Below are 19,004 nucleotides of genomic sequence, written 5' to 3' on the forward strand. Positions count from 1 at the left end.
CACTTAACTCTTTAACGCAGAGTAACGGTTAAGTTTATGCTTAACAGTTCATAGAGTAGGTTCATTAGTATAGCGGGTGATGGAATTTTTCAGCCTGTGAATTCCACTCTCTTGTCACCATATTCCTAACTACTGGCTCTAGTCATTACTTTTACTTATTCTAAAGCTATTATAGAAAATAGTTACACAAATCTCAAGTATTAATAGTTCACTTTTACAGTCCAATTAAATGGATCTTTTTCGGATCCATATTGAATACCTGTTAATGTATCATATAGACGTTTAGCAATTTCTCCCGTTTTTCCGTTATTGATTTCCATTTTCTTACCTTCCCATGCAAGCTCTCCTACTGGAGAAATAACAGCAGCAGTACCTGAACCAAACGCTTCTTCTAATTCTCCATTTTGATAGTGTTCATATAGCTCTTCCATGGAGATCTTGCGCTCCACGACCGGAATCTCCCAATACTTCAATAATTGAATAACAGAGTTTCTTGTAACCCCCTCTAAGATACTTCCGTTGAGCGCTGGTGTTACGACTTCACCATTTATTTTAAAGAATACGTTCATACTGCCAACTTCTTCAATATATTTCTTCTCAACACCATCCAACCATAATACTTGCGCATATCCTTCATCAGCTACCTGTTCCTGGGCCTTCAAGCTAGATGCATAGTTACCGGCAGTTTTTGCTTCACCTGTACCGCCTTTTACCGCACGAACAAATTGATTTTCTACTGCGATTTTCACAGGATTAATACCTTCTTCATAGTAAGCACCAACTGGTGATAAAATCACAATAAACTGGTATGTAGCAGATGGAGCTACACCTAAATACGGCTCGGTAGAAATAATGAATGGTCTAATGTAAAGAGATGTTCCAGGGGCATCTGGTACCCATTCTTGATCGATATGAACCAAATGTTTGATTGCATCGATAGCATATTCTTCATCAATTCTCGGGATACACAATCTATCATTGGATCGATTTAAGCGTTCCATATTCTTATCTGGGCGGAATAACTGAATTTTATCCCTTTTGGTACGATATGCTTTCAACCCTTCAAATACCGTTTGACCATAATGGAAAACAATAGCTGCCGGATCAAGTACAAGTGGTTGGTACGGTACTATACGCGGATTATGCCAGCCCTTGTCTGCATTATAGTCTTGAATAAACATATGATCGGTAAAATATTTTCCGAAAGATAGTTGATCTGATTTTGGCTTTTCTTTTGGCTTTTCGTTTTTGATATAAGTAATGGTATACTCTGACATAAAAAAAGACTCCTCGTTTGAATGAATTCAATAATATTTCGGTAAAATAACCTATAATCTATATTTTATTACTAAACGACTAGAAATGACAACCATTTATTTTGAAAATTTTCTAACAATTAAAGGAGTATTATCATGGGTTATGAACTTTCCGAACGGTTTGAAGCTGCTTTTAACCAAATACATGATAAATTATGTGATTATGCAAATGAACATAACAATCATGCATCATTTACAGAAGTATTGACAAAAGCGAGAGTCCAACATCATGTCATTGATCAATATTATGATTTATTAAAACAATGCAGTAAACTGCGAAATGCTATGGTACATCGGAAAATCAAGGAGGACTTCTATATTGCAGAACCACATGAAGATGTGGTCAAGGAATTGGAGCAATTGGCAGACTTACTAGCTGAACCACCAACTGCCTTGTCCATTGCTTCCAGACCAGTCGAGTATTTTGATTTTAGTTCACCAATAAAGAAATTAATGGCGAAAATGCAAGAAAAAGAATACTCACAGTATCCCATCTATCAAGAGGATAAATTAATTGGAATGTTGACAGATGGGGATATTGCAAATTGGTTTGCTGCAAATATTGATCAATTAAAAATTGAATTATATCAACCTATTGGAGAGATATTTCAAATTGAGAAGAAAGAACATACAAAGATTGTAGCAAAAAGTGCTACTGTAATGGATATTGAAGCAATATTCAGAGAATATTTAGAAAAAAATAAAAAAATAGAAGCAATCATAATCACGGAAACTGGTACAGCAGCAGAGCCACCAATAGGAATCATCTCCTCATGGGATCTAATCCGACTGAAAACATACTACTTCCCACTGCTTAAACACACCTAATACATCAGGCAGTGTCTGATCAAACCAAAGGATTACGGCTAAGTAAATGTTACTAAAATAGCAGATAAACTGTCGTAGTTTCCATAAACTGCGAAGTAACTGGACATAGATTTGCTCTCTTCCGTACTGAATTTAGATGAGTGGATGATCGTCGCTGCGGAAAAATACTCCCTTTCCGGGGGCACGGCCTCAGCTAACTTGGTGAAGAAAACCACTTCACCAAGTGGATCTTCGACTCGCGCTCTTCCCCCAGGAGTGTCGCATTTTTCCGCAGCTTAGAATCGTTTTCTGAATAAGTGACAGGAAATCCTAAGAATACCACCCCTAGTGTTCTATTCTTACAACAATCAGAAAAGTAAAATTAGCGTAGGCAGAATACGGAGACTCCTGCGGGACAGCGAGAGCTGAAGATCCACTTTGCAAAGTGGTTTTCTTTGCAAAGTTAGCTGAAGCCGAGCCCACGGAAAGCGCAGTATTCTGCCGGAGCGGTATCCCAGCACTCCTTATGGAAGGAATGGAAGAAAGCTTCACTCCACAAAATTTTTACTAATTCGCGGTATATATCTATTGTGTAAATTAAGAGTTTTTTCTTTGGTTAATATGCAGGCCTCTTTAGAAAAGGCATAAAGAAAAACCTACGACAATTCGTAGGTTTTTCGGTTCTCTTACATATTTGCAACAGATGGTAAGGCAGTTTCGCCCATTAAATATTGATCAACATGGTATGCTACTTCACGTCCTTCATTAATTGCCCATACGATAAGGCTTTGACCACGACGTGAATCTCCTGCAGCAAATACATGCTCTACATTTGTACGGAAATCACCATAAGCGGCATCTACACGGTTACGCTCTGTTTTTACATTAAACGCTTCTAGTACTGGGTGTTCTGCACCTTCAAAACCGATAGCAATTAATACTAATTGTGCAGGCCAAACTTTTTCTGTACCTGGAATTTCTTCATATACAAACATACCATTCTCATCACGAGTTTTCTTCATTTCTACTGTGTGTAATTCTTTCAATTTGCCATTCTCATCTGTCACAAATTTCTTCGTTTGAATAGAATATTGACGAATATCTTCACCATAGTATTCTTTTGCTTCTTTGTGTGCATATTCTAAGCTGAATACTTGTGGGTATGCTGGCCATTGGTTTTCTTCTGAACGTTTCATTGGCAATTGCGGGTGTTTACCGAATTGTGCAATACTATTTGCACCTTGACGAAGTGCTGTAGCGATACAGTCAGCACCCGTATCCCCACCACCAATAACAATAACGTCTTTACCTTTGGCATCTAGTTCTTCTTCCACTTCGACACTTTCATCTAATACTTTTTGAGTTGCTTTGGTTAAATAGTCCATAGCAAAACGTACACCTTTACCTTCACGACCTTCAATAGGAAGATCTCGATGTTTCTGTGCACCTGTACATAAAATCACAGAGTCATAATTTGCTTTCATTTCTTCAGCAGAAATATCTTTACCTACTTCTGTATTTAGCATAAATTCAATACCTTCATCACGAAGTAATTGAACTCGGCGTTCTACTACCCCTTTATCTAATTTCATGTTTGGAATTCCGTACGTTAAGAGACCCCCAGCGCGATCAGCGCGTTCATAAACTGTTACACTATGTCCCGCTTGATTCAATTGGTCTGCTGCAGCTAAACCAGCTGGTCCGGAACCGACAATGGCAACTTTCTTTCCAGTGCGATGCTCCGGAACACGCGGTTCTATCCATCCTTCTTCAAAACCTTTATCAATTATCTTTTGTTCAATATTTTTGATAGTTACGGCAGGATCATTGATAGCAACCGTACAAGACCCTTCACATGGAGCCGGACATACTCTTCCAGTAAATTCAGGAAAGTTATTTGTTTTCATTAAACGATCTAAAGCCTCTCTCCACTTTCCTTTATACACCAAATCATTCCACTCTGGGATCAGATTGTAGATAGGACAACCTGATGTTGCCCCATCAATATCCATCCCGATGTGACAGAATGGTGTACCACAATCCATACAGCGTGCTCCTTGAGTTTTTGCTACTTCATCAGAGAAAGGAGCAGAATATTCTTTCCAATCATGAATTCTTTCTAATGGATCTCGTTCATTTGCCGTTTGTCTTTCAAACTCCATAAAACCTGTTGCTTTCCCCATATCATCTGTCTCCTTTCTATTTAGTCAATACTTCTTCCGGATTTAAAGTCACTGTCATTTTATTGTCTTTTTTCGCTGTAAATGCTTCAAGTCTAGCTTCGTCCACTGATAAGCCTTGAGATTCAAACCAATCAATTTGCTTTAGCATTAGTTTATAGTCTGTTGGGATTACTTTCACGAATTTCTTCACTTCATCTTCCCAGTTTTGCAACGATACTGCTGCTTTATCACTATTTGTATATTCGTGATGGTTCATAATTAGTTCTTTTACTTCTTCGACCTCTTTAGCATCTGTTAATTCTTCAAATTGTACTAATTCCGTATTACATAGTCGTTTAAATTGGGCAATATTGTCTGGTTTCACATAGGCAATACCACCAGACATACCAGCAGCAAAGTTTTTACCTACATTTCCGAGAATCACTACGCGACCACCTGTCATATATTCACATCCATGGTCTCCCACACCTTCTACAACGATTTTCGCTCCACTATTTCTTACAGCAAAACGTTCTCCGGCGTAGCCCTGGATATAGGCTTCACCACTTGTCGCACCATAGAATGATACGTTACCTGCAATAACATTATTTCCTGGATCGATCGTTGTTTTCTCAGAAGCGCGAACAATTACTTTACCACCTGATAAGCCTTTACCAACATAATCATTGGCATCTCCTGTTACGGTTAATGTCATACCTGAAGGAATAAAGGCACCAAAACTTTGACCTGCTGATCCAGTAAAGTGTAGATTAATCGTATCTTCTGGTAGACCCCTTTCACCATATTTCTTAGAAATCTCACTTCCGACAATCGTACCTACAACACGATCGGTATTTTTTATCGGGAAGGATGCTTCTAATGCTTCCCCTGTATCAATTGCTTTTTGTACAGTCGGTAAAATCTGTTTCAAATCTAATGATTTATCTAATTCATGATCTTGTGTTGTTGTATTAATACGTGTTCCTTCAGGTTGGTAAAGGAGTGTAGATAGATCTAAGTGTTTAGCTTTCCAGTGTGCTTCTGCACGTTCGGAAACTTCTAATACATCTGTTCTTCCAACCATTTCATCAATAGTTCGGAAACCTAATTCAGCCATAATTTCACGAACTTCTTCTGCGATAAATGTCATATAATTAACGACATGATCAGGGTTACCAGTAAATTTCTTACGTAACTCTGGATTTTGTGTCGCAACCCCTACTGGACATGTATCATTATGGCATACACGCATCATCACACATCCGACAACAACTAATGGTGCTGTTGCGAATCCATACTCTTCTGCACCTAATAATGCAGCCATCACGACATCTTTACCTGTTAACAATTTCCCATCCGTTTCTAAAATAACTCTATCTCTCAGTCCGTTTAGCATTAAGGTTTGATGAGCTTCTGCAAGACCTAATTCCCATGGTAAGCCTGCATGTTTAATACTTGTTTTTGGTGAAGCACCTGTACCACCATCATAACCAACAACAGAAATAACATCTGCATTACCTTTGGCAACACCTGCAGCAATCGTTCCAACACCAGATTTTGCTACGAGCTTGACACTAACTCTTGCATCACGGTTAGCATTCTTTAAATCGTGAATTAATTGTGCTAAATCCTCGATGGAATAAATATCATGGTGTGGTGGAGGTGAAATTAAGTCTACACCTGGAGTTGAACCACGAACATCTGCTACCCATGGATAAACCTTCATACCAGGTAATTGTCCACCTTCACCAGGCTTTGCACCTTGTGCCATTTTAATCTGTAATTCTTTTGCGTTAACAAGATAATGACTTTTGGCTCCGAAACGTCCAGATGCTACCTGCTTAATCGCACTGGAACGCAAGTCTCCGTTTTCATCTCTACTAAAACGATCAGGGTCTTCCCCGCCTTCCCCACTATTACTTTTACCGCCTAAACGGTTCATGGCAATGGCAAGAGCTTCATGTGCTTCTTTACTGATGGAACCGAAGGACATTGCACCTGTTTTGAAACGTTTGACAATAGATTCAACTGGTTCCACTTCTTCGATCGGGATACTATTGTCTTTCTTAAAATCAAACAGGTTACGTAAAAAGCCGATACGCTCTTCGTTAGCAGCTTTAGAGAATTTCTTGAATAGATCATAATCACCACGACGGCAAGCCCACTGTAACGTATAAATAGTAGTTGGGTTAAAGGCATGGTGTTCGCCTACTTTACGCCATTGGAAATCACTTCCTGACTCAAGCGATTCTTGAACTGCAGCTTTATATGCTTCATTATGACGTTTTTCCGTCTCTTCTTGGATAACGTCTAAACCAATGCCATCAATCTGTGATGCTGTACCGGTAAAATGCTCTTCAATTACCTTTTTACTAATACCTACAGCTTCAAAGATTTGCGCACCACGATAACTTTGGACAGTAGAGATACCTATTTTCGACATAACTTTAATGATGCCTTCTGTTGCTACACTAATAAATTTATCTTGTACCTCTGCAAGCGTCATATTTAAACGATCATCCAAAATAGACGTGTAATACGTTTGATACACGAGGTATGGATGAATGGCATCTACACCGTATCCTAACATCGTAGCAAAGTGATGAACTTCTCGAGCTTCACCTGATTGAGCAATGATACTTGCTTGCGTACGAATACCTTCTCGCACTAGATACTGGTGCAAACCGCTAACTGCGAGAAGTGTTGGGATAGCCTTTTGGTTCGGATCCATATTCTTATCGCTTAAAATAATGATATTGCTTCCAGCTTCAATTGCTTTCTTCGCTTGTTCATACACATTGTGAAGGGCTTTTTCCATATCATCTGTAAATAATGTTTCGATAACTTCTGACTGGAATCCTTCTATTTCATTATTCGCTAACTTTTCAATTTGTGTATTAGATAAAATTGGTGAATCTAGACGAATTCTGCTTGATTTTGTTTTAGCTGGATGAAGGATATCTCCCTCAGCACCTAACCATGTCAACATTGATGTCACGAGTTGCTCACGATAAGCATCAATTGGTGGATTTGTTACTTGGGCAAACAATTGTTTGAAATAGTTAAACAAACTTTGTGGACGTTCAGATAATACCGCTAATGGCATATCGTTCCCCATTGCACCAATTGGATCTTTTCCGCCCTCTAGTAAAGGGAGGAGATATTTCTCGACATCTTCTGTTGTATAACCAAATGCTTTTTGTTTCTGAAGCAGTTGTGGATCGATATAATCATCGTTTTTCGCTTCTACTTCTAACGGTACAATCTGATCATCTAACCAGTCTTGGTATGGATGAGCACTTGCAACCTCTTCTTTAATTTCTTTATCAGATATGATACGCCCTTCTTCAATATCAATAAGCAACATTTTACCAGGGCTCAGACGTTCTTTTAATAACACATTTTCTTCTTCATAGTCGATAACACCAACTTCTGAAGAATAAATAATATAATCGTCTTTCGTTACATAATAACGTGCCGGACGAAGACCATTACGATCCAAGATTGCTCCAATTTGTTTCCCGTTTGTAAAAGTAATCGAAGTTGGACCATCCCATGGCTCCATCATCATACTGTGATATTGATAGAAAGCACGTTTCTTCTCATCCATGTGTGGGTTTTTCTCCCATGGTTCAGGAATTAGCATCATCGCAGCATGTGCTGGCTTACGACCTGCTAAAGTGAAGAATTCCAATGCATTATCTAATGTGGCAGAGTCACTTCCACCACCATTAATAATTGGTAATACTTTATCTAAATCATCACCAAATGCTTCTGATACAAATTGCTTCTCTCTTGCACGCATCCAGTTTACGTTACCTCGCATTGTATTAATCTCACCGTTATGAATGAGATAACGGTTCGGGTGAGCTCTTTCCCAGGATGGGAATGTATTAGTACTGAAACGAGAGTGTACAAGTGAGAAAGCAGAGACAAATTCTTCATCTTGTAAATCTAAATAAAATTTATCTACTTGATCAGGTGTTAATAAACCTTTATAAACAATTGTTCTATTTGACAAACTCGGAAAATAAAAACGAATTTCTTTTTGATTCGCCCAATTCTCAGCTTGTTTGCGAATAATATATAATTTTCTTTCGAAGGCTAAATCGTCTTCTATTTCATCTGCTGCTTCAATGAAAACCTGATGTACAGTTGGTAATGTTTCAACCGCCCCTTTACCAATGTGGGAAGGATCAGTTGGTACATCTCTCCAGCCGATTATTTTTTGTCCTTCTTGTTCGATTAATTGATTAATTTTTTCGATTGCTAGTTTTTGTTCATTTTCATCTTGAGATAAGAACAACATACCAACTCCGTAACGTCCAACAGTTGGTAGTTGAAAGTCTTTACATTCTCTTCTAAAATATTTATCAGGGATCTGTACCATTAAACCAGATCCGTCACCTGTCAGTGGATCGCTCCCTTGTCCACCTCGGTGCTCTAATTTGCATAACATGTCTAAACCTTTTTTTACGATCTCGTGTGTTTGTTTCCCTTTTATATGCGCATATAATCCAATACCACAAGCGTCATGTTCAAACTCCGGATTGTATAACCCTTGGGCACTAGGCAAGTCGCGATACGTCATATATGTCGCCCCCATTCAATATACTTTTAAGGTGTCTAATACTATTGTAGGTTTTCTTATTGATCGAAACAATATATAATAAACATAACATTGTTCTAATTCTGATATATATCATGAGGTGAATCGAGTGGAATTACGTCAATTACGCTATTTTGTTGAAGTCGCAGAGCGGGAACACGTCTCTGATGCGGCAGCAGAATTGCATGTAGCCCAGTCTGCAATTAGTAGACAAATAGCTAACCTAGAAGCAGAGCTTGGAGTCGAACTATTTGAAAGAGAAGGCAGAAATGTGCGTTTAACCCATATAGGAAGGATATTTCTGACCCATACCAAAACGGCATTAAAAGCGATTGATCACGCAAAGAAACAAATCGATGAATATATCGATCCAGAAAGAGGCTCGATTAAAATTGGTTTTCCAACCAGTCTAGCCAGTAACTTGTTACCTACTGTAGTTTCTGAATTCAAGAAAAAACACCCTAAAATCGGATTTCAATTGCGACAAGGTTCATATAATTTTTTAATTGAATCGGTGGAAAACCGCGAAATTGATGTCGCTTTTTTAGGTCCTGTTCCGACAGAGCATCCTGATATTTTAGGAGATATCTTATTTAGAGAAAATTTTTATGCATTAGTACCCAATTCACACCCTTTAGCTGAACAGAGCAGTGTGAATTTACGCGATTTACATGATGAAAGTTTTGTTTTATTCCCTGAAGGTTTTGTTTTACACCAACTCGTTATCGACGGATGTAAACAAGCAGGATTTACACCAAATGTATCATCTCAAGGGGAAGATTTAGATGCAATCAAGGGGTTGGTTGCAGCGGGTATAGGGATTACCTTATTACCGGAAAGTGCATTCAATGATTTAAATCCGTACTACAGCGCAAAAGTTGCCATCCAGAACCCTGAGTTAAAACGTACGGTTGGCATTATTATTCCCAAGAACAGAAAACTTGCTCCATCTGAACAAGTTTTCTATGAATTTATAAAGGAATTCTTCTCGATTTTACAGAGGTTTCAATAAGTAGATATCGAGTAAAAGAGCTAGCTTTATGGCTAGCTCTGCTAAATGTATATTATTGAGGTTTTTATCCGGTAGCTCTTTCCCATAATTTATCCAACCAACGTCCAGGGTTCTGGAATTCTAACTCATCGATTAGATAAGAGCGAATATTGGTTAAATCATCGCTCCATAATGCTGTTTCTATAGAAAAGGTCAGCGGTACTTCGGTATGAATAGCTGCTAATTTACGAGAAATTGCTAGGTCTTCTGCGTATTGCTCCAATTTCTTCTGTATGCCTTTAGTTAAATTCTCTTTATCTGCTAACAAGTTATCAATTGTTTCATATTGCATTAATAATTTTAAAGCAGTCTTCTCCCCTACACCTTTTACACCTGGATAGTTATCAGATGAATCGCCCATCAATCCTTTTAGATCGATAATTTGTTTAGGAGTCAATCCCTTCTTCTCATAGAAGTTATCGGCATGAAAGACATCATAATTGCCTTGTCCTTTTTTCATGATAGCAATATGAATGTTATGATCTACTAATTGTAACAGATCCTGATCACCCGTTACGACTGTCACTTGATGTTCTTTGTGCAGTTGTTTGGCAAGTGTACCAATACAGTCGTCCGCTTCAAATCCAGTAACTCCTACATTCGGAACTTGAAATGCTGTCACAATATCTTTTGCCAAGTCAAACTGCGGTACAAGCTCTTCTGGAGGTGCATCACGGTTTGATTTATATCCATCATACAATTCATTACGAAATGTTTGACTTCCCATGTCCCAACAGCAAACAACATGTGTTGGTTGGAAGGTTTCTATCGCATTGGTAAAATAATTCAAGAAACCAAACAATCCATTTCTTGGAACGCCTTTACTATTGACCATAAAATTACCGGTAAATGCTGTTGCAAAAAATCCTCTAAATAATAATGCCATTCCATCTACAATAAGGACGTGTGATCTATCTGTCATTTTATTCACCCTTTAAGTTTAATTGATTTACTTCTATTAATATAACTTGTATATTAAATGCTACAAGAGCATTTTGCAAGATAAAGGAGAAACAAACATGGAGAAAAAATTGGAAAAGGCCACGTTTGCTGGAGGCTGTTTCTGGTGTATGGTCAAGCCTTTTGATCAATGGGATGGTGTCGAAAGTGTCATTTCAGGTTACACTGGGGGCCACGTGGATCACCCATCATATGAAGAAGTGAAAACCGGTACATCAGGACATTATGAGGCTGTTCAAATCACCTATGAACCTGAGAAAATATCTTATCAACAAATCTTAGACTTATACTGGCCTCAGATCGATCCAACCGATGATGGTGGACAATTTCATGACAGAGGTCCACAGTATCGAACAGCGATTTTCTACCATAACGATGAACAGAAAGTATTAGCTGTCCATTCTTTAAAGGAATTAGAAAATTCAAACCGATTCCAAAAAGAGATCGTTACGAAAATTTTACCCGCCAGTACGTTTTACCCGGCGGAGGAATATCATCAAGACTTTTATAAGAAGAATGAAGAAGAATACCTAGAAGATCGTGATAAATCAGGTAGAGATGAGTTTATAGAGAAACATTGGGAATAAGCAAAAAGAGCAGCCTTACGATGACTTGTAAGACTGTTCTTTTATTATGCCATTTGAAATTTTAGTGAGTGTTTTTTCAAGTAAGAATATAGTAGCATATATGGTAATAGCCACAATGACGAAAAATATAATATGTTTCAATACATTAACAGAAATAAAACTAACTAACCAATTTCCTCCGTAATATATAATTGCTGTAGCAAGTCCAATATACATAATATAACTCAACCCTATTCCTATAATCTGTTTTACTGATAGTTTTTTTATAAAGCGATGATGATCCAGTAAACGATAAATCAAAATGAGAATTGCTACAGTGTAAAAGACATAATCCATTAGTCTGCCTCTCTCCTCCAAGTTACTTTCACGTCCTCATGTGTCTCTCTATCAAGTTACTACACATCCATTGAAGGAATTCTTACTTATTGTTTTTAACTAATTTCTTTTCCTTAAAGCTATAAGTAAAAGTACAACTTGTACCGATAAGTATTCCAAATAATGCAAAAATAGAAAATGAGCCTATTTCACCAAACCAACTTGCAGTTATTTGATCGGTAAATAACATTATGATTACAATGATATATCCAAAATATTGCATCATCTTAAAATCATTTACACGTTTATCTGACAAAAGACCTCACCACCAGATCCATTTTTATCCATGATATCATTTGAAAGTAGTTAGAACAAGAAAAGGTGAATCTTTTTAGACAAAAACATTGTTATAGTGGATTTCGAAGGTATTGTTTGAAATGGAATTGTTTCGTCTAATTAAAATATAAAACGTTATTCTTTAATGGATAATTCTAACTCGCAACTAATAGTAAACCTTAACTGACCATAAAAATCTCCACCAATTCTAGTGGAGATTTTATGTTACCATTTTTGTATTTCAGCTCGATCACCTTTACTATTTCCTTTTTTAGCAAAGCGATTAGATAATTCTTGTTTAACATCTTCTAATGTGACACCTTGATTCGCCATCATAACAAAAGTGTGATAAAGCAAATCACTAACCTCGTTCGTTAGTTCCTCTTTATTATTATTTTTCGCAGCGATTACTACTTCACCAGCTTCTTCGATTACTTTTTTACCAATCTTATCGACGCCTTTATCATATAAATAATTGGTGTAGGAATTCTCCACACGTTCTGTTTTACGCTGTTCTACTTCTTGCATAACATTTTCAATGATGGAAGTATCAAAGTTTGTTTCTTTTTCAGCTACTCGATTGAAAAAGCAAGACACTTCACCAGTATGGCATGCTGGTCCTGCTGGGATCACTTGAATCAACAATGTATCCTGATCACAATCTAAATCAATCGACTGTACCTCTTGTGTATTTCCAGACGTCGCACCTTTATTCCATAATTCATCACGAGACCTAGAATAAAACCAGGTCTGTTTCGTTTCTAACGTTTTTTCATATGCTTCTTCATTCATATATGCAAGCATTAACACGTCTTTTGAATAATAATCCGTTACGATTGCTGGTATAAGTCCTTTAGAAAAATCAGGCTTCACGAATATTCACTCCTTGTTCGGTGCAGACCTCTTTTACTTGTTTTACTGTAAAGGTACTTTCATGGAAAATGGATGCAGCTAAACCTGCGGAAACATCTGTTTGATTAAAAACTTCTGGGAAATGCTCTGGTTTGCCAACTCCACCTGAGGCAATGACAGGAATACGTACGGCTGAAACTACAGCTTCCGTTAAAGCTAAATCAAATCCATCTTTGACACCATCTGTATCAACACTTGTCAAAAGAATTTCACCCGCACCTCTACTTTCAGCTTCTTTTGCCCATTCAATAGCATCCATACCGGTGTCCTTAGAACCACCATGTGTCATCACATGCCATTTGTCACCAACTCGTTTTGCGTCAATTGCTACAACCGTACATTGCGCACCAAACCGATCAGAAGATTCTGTAATTAGTTGTGGGTTGTTAACAGCAGCTGAGTTCATCCCTACTTTGTCAGCACCGGCTTTTAACAAGCGATTTACATCTTCAATAGTTCGAACACCGCCGCCAACTGTAAAGGGGACATAAACTTGTTCAGCAGTTCGTCTTACAATATCAATCATTGTTTGTCGTCCTTCGTTTGTCGCTGAGATATCCAAAAAGATGATTTCGTCTGCTCCATCTTTCGAATAATTTGATGCCATTTCTACCGGATCACCTAATTCTCTTAAGCCAACAAAATTCGTTCCTTTCACTACTTTTCCTTCTTTCACATCTAAACATGGAATAATCCGTTTGGCAATCATGCTAGTTGCCCCCTATCACTATTGGTTTCCTCCATAAATACTTTTAACAAATCAACCCCAACTTCCCCACTTTTCTCCGGATGAAATTGCATCCCATAGACAGGACCATTTTGCACAATGCCGGGAACCTTTGTGCCATAATCTGCTGTTGCGACAAGATATTGTTGATCGGTTCTCGCTTGAAAGGAATGTACAAAATAAACATGTTTATCTTGGAACGGTGCAAAAGCTTGATTATTATTTTCAATTTGTAATTGGTTCCAGCCAATGTGTGGCAGAATATACTCCGTTTCTATTCTAGTAACCTCACCAGGTATCAGTCCAAGTCCGTTAGAACTACCATTTTCATAACCTTTATCGAACAGTAATTGCATACCAAGACAAATCCCTAAAAAAGGCTTTTCTTTCGCAAGTCTGCGTAGTGGTTCTGCTAAATTTCGTTGATTAATCTCTTGAACTGCTGCTTGAAAAGAACCGACACCAGGTAAAATAATGTGGGTTGAAGCTTCTAACCGCTCAATAGAGTCGGTAATCTCCACCTCATACCCTAACCGTTGAAAAGCTGTTCTGACACTTGCTACATTGCCCATACCATAATCTACAATTGCAATCATTCGATTAACCCCTTTGTAGAATTAACCCCTTTAATATCCGGATTAATTCGAATTGCTTCTCCCAATGCACGTCCTAACGCTTTGAAAATCGCCTCAATTTTATGGTGTGTGTTATGTCCATATATTACTTTTGCGTGCAACGTAATGGCAGATTGGAAGGCGAAAGCCTGTAAAAATTCCTGGACTAATTCTGTATCGAAATTTCCAAGCTTTTCATTAGAAAACTCCGCGTCAAATACAAGGAAAGGTCGACCACTAATGTCCAGCGCAACAAAACCTAATGATTCATCCATTGGTACATAGGCACTTCCAAAACGATTAATTGATTTCTTATCACCAAGTGCTTCCTTGATCAATTGACCCAATACAATTCCGACATCTTCTACAGTATGATGGCTGTCAATATGCAAATCCCCATCTGCTTTCACTACAAGTCCGATTCGACCATGTCGAGCAAAAGCTTCTAACATATGATCAAAAAAGCCGACACCTGTTTCAATAGTCACTTCACTTGGACCATCTAAGTTCACCGATACATCAATTTGGGTTTCTAATGTTTCTCTTTTTTTACTAGCTGTTCTCATCATTTCTCCTCCAAACGTTTCGTTACCGCAAGCCCGTGTCCTTCTAACTGCTCTTGATTCGCTATTTTCACCACATCATCTCCAGCTTCTCGTAAAGCATCCTCTGTATAGTAAAGATAAGTAGTCTTTTTAACAAAGTCGTCAACGGACAATCCAGACGAGAACCTTGCTGTACCTGAAGTCGGTAATACGTGATTAGGTCCTGCAAAATAATCACCCAATGCTTCAGGTGTGTAATGACCTAAAAATACAGAGCCTGCATGTTTTATTTTGCTTAAATAGCTTAATGGATCCTGTGTTTGAATTTCTAAATGTTCTGGCGCAATCTTGTTGGCTACATCAAACGCCTTTGCTAAAGTGTCTACCACAACACTGGCTCCTTTTTCCTGTAAAGCAGTAGTGGCAATATCTTTACGAGGTAACACTTCACATTGTCTGACTAATTCTCGATCGACCTCTTCTACGAGTGAGCGAGATGTAGTGATAAGAAATGCTCGAGCAATGGTATCATGTTCGGCTTGAGCGATCAGGTCAGCTGCGACAAAGATAGGATTTGCTGATTCGTCGGCGATAATCGCAACCTCACTTGGACCAGCAATCATATCGATTCCAACATCACCATATACTAGCTTTTTCGCTGCTGCCACATATGCATTACCTGGACCAACAATTTTATCGACTTTTGGTATCGATTCTGTGCCGTAAGCAAATGCTGCAATAGCTTGCACGCCACCAACTCGGTAAATATTTGAAACACCAGCGATGTCAGCTGCAACAGCTAAAATCGGAGACAATGCTTCACCATCTTTGACAGGTGTTGCCATATTCACTTCTCCAACTCCGGCAAGGACTGCTGGAATAGCATTCATAAGTACAGATGATGGATATACAGCTGTACCACCAGGTACATAAATACCTACACGATCAATCGGACGGTAAAGTTGACCTGAGATAATATCTTCATCAGCTTGCATCATTCGCGAATTATTTAATTGCTTACGATGAAAATCCCGAATGTTATCGGCTGCACGCTGTAATGCTCGAATCACCTCGTCATCTACTTGATCCCATGCTGCTTTCCGTTCTTCTTCTGATACTAACAATGTTTCCGGTGCTTGACCATCGAATTTCTCAATATAAAACCTTACCGCTTGATCGCCGTCCTTTTGTACATCTGCAATAATGTTGCTTGCTGCTTGTAAGAATTGTTGCTGTTCTTGACTATTGGTTTTTTCGGGTGCCGCTTTTGCTAAAAATTGATTGATAGATAATAAAGGAATCATTCGTTTCTCGCTCCTTCCCTAAACCGTTCAATAACAGGAACTAATTGATCTCGTTTAATTTTCAATGAAGAACGGTTGGCAATTAACCTTGCACTAAACGACAAAAATTCGTCTTCTATTACAAGACCATTCTCTTTTAATGTCGTTCCTGTCTCGACAATATCAACAATAGCATCCGCAAGGCCCAAGATTGGTGCCAACTCGACAGATCCTTCCAGTTTGATAATGTCTACGGATTCACCTTTTTCCTTAAAATATGTTTTGGTAATATTCGTGAATGTACTTGCAATTCGTTTCTTCTGTTCTGGCCATTGGTAATCTCTTTTCGTTGCCAGTGCCATTCGACAATGCCCAAATGGTAATGGGAATAAATTAAAAACATCAGGCTGGTGTTCAATTAAGATGTCCCCACCGACAACTCCAATATCAGCTATACCGTTTTCTACATAAGTAGTTACGTCTACCCCTTTGGCAAAAAAGAAAGAAAATTCCTCTGTTTCAATTTGCAGCTTTCTGCCTTTTTCCAATAGAGGTTCCACTTCATAACCTAAGCCTTCAAAAAATTTCAAAAATTGTTTTTCCAGTCTCCCTTTTGTTAGTGCAATTACTGGTTTCATTTTTCAACCACCTTATACTGACTGTTCTCCATTACCACTTGATAAATGGTATGATAGCTTGTTTGATTTTTTAATTCGTATTGGATATCGACTACTTGTTCTTCCATTTCCATGCGAAACTCCTCAGCAATCGCATGTGTTTCGGGTGAAGCAATGATACATATTTTTTCTGGTTCTTTTTCAGCTGCCATATGTGTAGCTAATACATCGACATCAAAGGCAAGACCTACTGCAGAGGTTGTTAACTCAAATTGCTTGTAAAGACGATCATATCTACCACCAGAAAAACAAGTCGATCCATCATTAGTTAAAAAACCTCTAAACATAATGCCATCATAATACGGAAGATTCTTAACACGCCCTAGATCTACGATAACTTCTGTTACACCAGAAGCTTCGAGTAAATCAATCAATTTGTTAATATGTGTTAATATTTCCGTTAAGTCATCCCGATCCGACCAACGCCTGCGGTATTGCTCAATGATATCACGCGAACCATATGCATCAATTAGTGCCATTAAAGGCTTCGCAAGCTCTGCATTCCCTGCTTTCACAACAATTTCCTCAACAAGATCAGACCTTTTATCATGCATAGCTTTCAATAATTCCGCTTCTTCCTGTTTGCTAAAGGTAAAAGGTGCAATCAATGCATCAAAAATTCCTGTATGACCAAGTTCAATGACATAATCCTCAATATTTAAATGTTTTAAATAAGCTACAGCGGTTAACAGACTCTCTGCCTCCCCGAAAAAACGATCAGCATGAACGATTTCTATACCGGCCTGTCTGCTTTCTGTATCTTCTTTGTCAAAGCGAAACACACTTCCCTGATAGGACCATTTTTGTTTAGATGGGTGCTGCCCTGCAATCGCTCGAGCAATTGCTGCAGTCCAGTCCGGTCTTAATACTTCAATCTCACCTTCCCCATTAAACCATTTCAACATGGAATGTAAGTCCATACCTGCTACCTCATTAGTAAATGTTTGGGCATATTCCACTACAGGAGTAGAAATTTGTTGAAAATTGCGCTTTTTTGTTACCTGTCTAAAAATCTCTGACGCTCGTAGGCGATTGGAGATTTGTACACCTGTTTCATCTTGACTTCCTGCTGGTAAAAACATATCGCTCACATCCTATATACACTTTATTAATTTACCACTCTACCGTGATAAAGCGCTTGTTTCTAAACACTACATTAGCATACTTTTTTAAATTTTGTCAATCATCACTTTTCATTTTAAAGAATTCTGTTTACAATAAGAAGCAAATCTATTTACATAAGGAGATGTCTTATATGAACATGAAAGGAGACTTTCACGTACATACCCCATTCTGTCCACATGGTTCGAATGACAGTATCGAAATGTACATAGAACAAGCTATAAACAAAGGTATTACCGAGTTAACCTTTACTGAGCATGCGCCATTACCCATTAATTTCATTGATCCTACACCAGATCAAGACAGTGCTATGTCATGGGAAGACCTTGATGCTTATATTCAAGTTATAGAGAATGCCAAAAAGCAATTTCAATCAAAAATAAAAATTAATCTAGGCTTTGAAGTTGATTATATTGAAGGCTATGAAGATGCCACTACTTCATTTCTAAATCAATATGGCCGTTATATCGATGATGCGATTTTGTCTGTACATATGCTAAGAACACCTGACTCTAACTATGTATGTATTGATTTCAGCAGTGAAGAATTTGCTCGAATCATTCAGATATTTGGCAGTGTGGAAGCCGTATACGATAAATATTACCGAACAATGGAAAAAGCGATTATATCTGATCTTGGCGCTTATAAACCAAATCGAATCGGTCATTTAACTTTAATTCACAAATATCAACGGAAATATGCTGTCGATCAAAGATATCATGTAACAATCGAACGGTTACTTGATTTGATACAAGAACAGCAGCTAGAATTAGATGTTAACACAGCTGGTCTTTACAAAGAAGAATGTCTTGAACTATATCCTCCACTTCCAATCATCGAAAAAGCAATACAAAAAGGTATCCAATGGAAACCTGGTTCAGATAGTCACGTCTCCAAGACGATCGCACGTGGATTTGATCAATTAAAAATTAAATAATAGTAAAAATGAAGGACAAAAGTTGTCTTTCTCAGGATTTGTCC

The 19,004-nt window shown here is 38.0% G+C and carries 17 protein-coding genes and 1 other annotated feature (1 of these 18 only partly in view); of the genes, 4 read left to right on the plus strand and 13 right to left on the minus strand.

Going from position 1 to position 19,004, the window contains the following annotated elements:
* Nucleotides 1-155: a binding site (T-box leader), on the minus strand (it extends 64 nt beyond the left edge of the window).
* Between the two features lie 45 nt (nt 156-200).
* On the minus strand, nt 201-1,277 hold the full coding sequence (locus D569_RS0118830; RefSeq protein WP_018933987.1) for a branched-chain amino acid aminotransferase: 1,077 nt from the start codon (nt 1,275-1,277) through the stop codon (nt 201-203).
* Between the two features lie 135 nt (nt 1,278-1,412).
* Here D569_RS0118830 and D569_RS0118835 point away from each other — a divergent pair, with 135 nt between their 5' ends.
* On the plus strand, nt 1,413-2,144 hold the full coding sequence (locus tag D569_RS0118835) for a CBS domain-containing protein (RefSeq protein WP_018933988.1): 732 nt from the start codon (nt 1,413-1,415) through the stop codon (nt 2,142-2,144).
* A gap of 665 nt (nt 2,145-2,809) precedes the next feature.
* On the opposite strand, the gene D569_RS0118840 is transcribed toward D569_RS0118835, so the two are convergent.
* Both D569_RS0118840 and gltB read right to left on the minus strand, forming a co-directional pair.
* On the minus strand, nt 2,810-4,306 hold the full coding sequence (locus D569_RS0118840) for a glutamate synthase subunit beta (RefSeq protein WP_018933989.1): 1,497 nt from the start codon (nt 4,304-4,306) through the stop codon (nt 2,810-2,812).
* A gap of 16 nt (nt 4,307-4,322) precedes the next feature.
* Complete coding sequence (gene gltB / locus D569_RS0118845) at nt 4,323-8,876, minus strand: glutamate synthase large subunit (RefSeq protein ID WP_018933990.1); 4,554 nt, start codon at nt 8,874-8,876, stop codon at nt 4,323-4,325.
* Nucleotides 8,877-9,003: 127 nt separating this feature from the next.
* On the opposite strand from gltB, the gene gltC reads away from it, so the two are divergent.
* A complete protein-coding gene (gltC, locus tag D569_RS0118850; protein WP_018933991.1) occupies nt 9,004-9,906 on the plus strand; it encodes a glutamate biosynthesis transcriptional regulator GltC in 903 nt (300 codons plus the stop codon).
* A gap of 64 nt (nt 9,907-9,970) precedes the next feature.
* Here gltC and D569_RS0118855 read toward each other — a convergent pair whose 3' ends face one another.
* The gene (locus D569_RS0118855; RefSeq protein WP_018933992.1) at nt 9,971-10,867 is read right to left on the minus strand and encodes a 5'-3' exonuclease; all 897 of its coding nucleotides are present in this window, start codon (nt 10,865-10,867) and stop codon (nt 9,971-9,973) included.
* A 97-nt stretch (nt 10,868-10,964) separates the two neighbouring features.
* Between D569_RS0118855 and msrA the strand changes: the two genes are divergently transcribed.
* Complete coding sequence (msrA, locus tag D569_RS0118860) at nt 10,965-11,492, plus strand: peptide-methionine (S)-S-oxide reductase MsrA (RefSeq protein WP_018933993.1); 528 nt, start codon at nt 10,965-10,967, stop codon at nt 11,490-11,492.
* Nucleotides 11,493-11,507: 15 nt separating this feature from the next.
* Here the strand turns inward: msrA and D569_RS0118865 are convergent, their stop codons facing one another.
* From D569_RS0118865 to D569_RS0118905, 9 genes are all read right to left on the minus strand, one after another.
* Complete coding sequence (locus D569_RS0118865) at nt 11,508-11,828, minus strand: hypothetical protein (RefSeq protein ID WP_018933994.1); 321 nt, start codon at nt 11,826-11,828, stop codon at nt 11,508-11,510.
* An 82-nt stretch (nt 11,829-11,910) separates the two neighbouring features.
* Nucleotides 11,911-12,123: a hypothetical protein gene (locus D569_RS0118870; RefSeq protein ID WP_018933995.1), complete on the minus strand. Its 213-nt coding sequence runs from the start codon at nt 12,121-12,123 to the stop codon at nt 11,911-11,913.
* A 245-nt stretch (nt 12,124-12,368) separates the two neighbouring features.
* Nucleotides 12,369-13,016 carry a bifunctional phosphoribosyl-AMP cyclohydrolase/phosphoribosyl-ATP diphosphatase HisIE gene (hisIE, locus tag D569_RS0118875; protein ID WP_018933996.1) on the minus strand — a complete coding sequence of 216 codons (648 nt, stop codon included), beginning with the start codon at nt 13,014-13,016 and terminating at the stop codon, nt 12,369-12,371.
* Nucleotides 13,006-13,764 (minus strand): imidazole glycerol phosphate synthase subunit HisF, encoded by a 759-nt coding sequence (hisF, locus tag D569_RS0118880; RefSeq protein ID WP_018933997.1) that lies wholly within the window; start codon nt 13,762-13,764, stop codon nt 13,006-13,008. Before hisF ends, hisIE begins: the two co-directional genes overlap by 11 nt.
* Nucleotides 13,761-14,378, minus strand: a complete 618-nt coding sequence (gene hisH, locus D569_RS0118885; RefSeq protein ID WP_018933998.1) for an imidazole glycerol phosphate synthase subunit HisH — start codon at nt 14,376-14,378, stop codon at nt 13,761-13,763. The genes hisF and hisH overlap by 4 nt, the downstream gene beginning before the upstream one ends.
* A complete protein-coding gene (gene hisB, locus D569_RS0118890; protein ID WP_018933999.1) occupies nt 14,375-14,962 on the minus strand; it encodes an imidazoleglycerol-phosphate dehydratase HisB in 588 nt (195 codons plus the stop codon). Before hisB ends, hisH begins: the two co-directional genes overlap by 4 nt.
* Nucleotides 14,962-16,245 carry a histidinol dehydrogenase gene (gene hisD / locus D569_RS0118895; RefSeq protein WP_018934000.1) on the minus strand — a complete coding sequence of 428 codons (1,284 nt, stop codon included), beginning with the start codon at nt 16,243-16,245 and terminating at the stop codon, nt 14,962-14,964. The genes hisB and hisD overlap by 1 nt, the downstream gene beginning before the upstream one ends.
* Nucleotides 16,242-16,862, minus strand: coding sequence for an ATP phosphoribosyltransferase (hisG, locus tag D569_RS0118900; protein ID WP_018934001.1), 621 nt, complete (start codon nt 16,860-16,862; stop codon nt 16,242-16,244). The genes hisD and hisG overlap by 4 nt, the downstream gene beginning before the upstream one ends.
* A complete protein-coding gene (locus tag D569_RS0118905; RefSeq protein ID WP_018934002.1) occupies nt 16,859-17,983 on the minus strand; it encodes an ATP phosphoribosyltransferase regulatory subunit in 1,125 nt (374 codons plus the stop codon). The genes hisG and D569_RS0118905 overlap by 4 nt, the downstream gene beginning before the upstream one ends.
* Nucleotides 17,984-18,156: 173 nt before the next feature.
* Between D569_RS0118905 and hisJ the strand changes: the two genes are divergently transcribed.
* Nucleotides 18,157-18,960, plus strand: a complete 804-nt coding sequence (hisJ, locus tag D569_RS0118910; protein WP_018934003.1) for a histidinol-phosphatase HisJ — start codon at nt 18,157-18,159, stop codon at nt 18,958-18,960.
* Nucleotides 18,961-19,004 lie beyond the last annotated feature (44 nt).

The sequence above is a fragment of the Gracilibacillus lacisalsi DSM 19029 genome (genome assembly GCF_000377765.1).
Taxonomy (GTDB): domain Bacteria; phylum Bacillota; class Bacilli; order Bacillales; family Amphibacillaceae; genus Gracilibacillus; species Gracilibacillus lacisalsi.